The sequence below is a fragment of the Sulfobacillus harzensis genome, from assembly GCF_012933365.1.
In the GTDB taxonomy this organism is placed as follows: domain Bacteria; phylum Bacillota; class Sulfobacillia; order Sulfobacillales; family Sulfobacillaceae; genus Sulfobacillus_B; species Sulfobacillus_B harzensis.
The window spans coordinates 1-856 of the sequence record NZ_JABBVZ010000305.1; the positions used below are offsets into that span (position 1 = coordinate 1).

Consider the following 856-nt stretch of genomic DNA (forward strand, 5'->3'; position numbering starts at 1 on the left):
CCAACGCGCTGACGGCTGGCGGTGAGCCGGAGGTCGGCCAGGGCGTGGACATCCGTGGCCGCAATTTCGTCGGGCGTCGCGTACGTGTGCAACAGCGCGGAGGAGGCTTTGCCAAAGACGTCCGAGAAGTACTGGTCGTACTCAGGAAACACCTGGTCCAATAGGGCCAAGGCTCGGCGCTTGGCATCCGCCAGCGTATCGACCAGGTGGAATCGGAATCGGCTCAACTGTCGCAAGGCAATGAGGATTTCATCCGCCAGGGTGGTCGGGCGACACTGACCAAACCGCAGCACCTCGGCGATGAGAAAAGCGTCTTGGGTGTCGGTCTTCGTTTGGCGAATATACAGGTTTCGGAGGGCATCGGATTGCAGGGGGTTGATCACATGGCAGGGCACGCCTGCTTTCATCAAAAAGGCGTACAACGCATACCAATAATGCCCGGTCGCCTCCATGGCGACCGCTACGGCCCCCAAATTCGGATCCACGGCGCGTAGGCGTTTGAGGAGCTTGTGCGCACCGGCCTGTGAGTTGGCAAATCGCAATGACTTGCCATGACGCTGGCCCTGAGAATCGACAATGCCCGCTTCGTGGTAGCGCTTTCCTACATCAATTCCGACAAAATACATGTGACGCACCCTCCCAGGTCGGTCTCCAGGCTGGCCAAGGTACAAACTAGTGCGATATGCGAGGAATCCACATCCGGTCCCCATCCAGCTCATGCGTAATCTCTCGGGCAGTCGGAGGCCACAGTCTTGACATCGAGATCGCATCTCATGGTGTAAATGCGTGGTACCCCGACAGCCGCTGAGAGATGAGGTCTCAGAACCGTGAGGTTCCAGAATTAGTATACTAGTGG

At 58.1% G+C, this 856-nt stretch carries 1 protein-coding gene; it reads right to left on the reverse strand.

The window, feature by feature from the left end; genetic code table 11:
- On the reverse strand, positions 1-626 hold a 626-nt coding region (locus HIJ39_RS23190), incomplete at its 3' end, for an IS110 family transposase (RefSeq protein ID WP_169103380.1).
- Positions 627-856 lie beyond the last annotated feature (230 nt).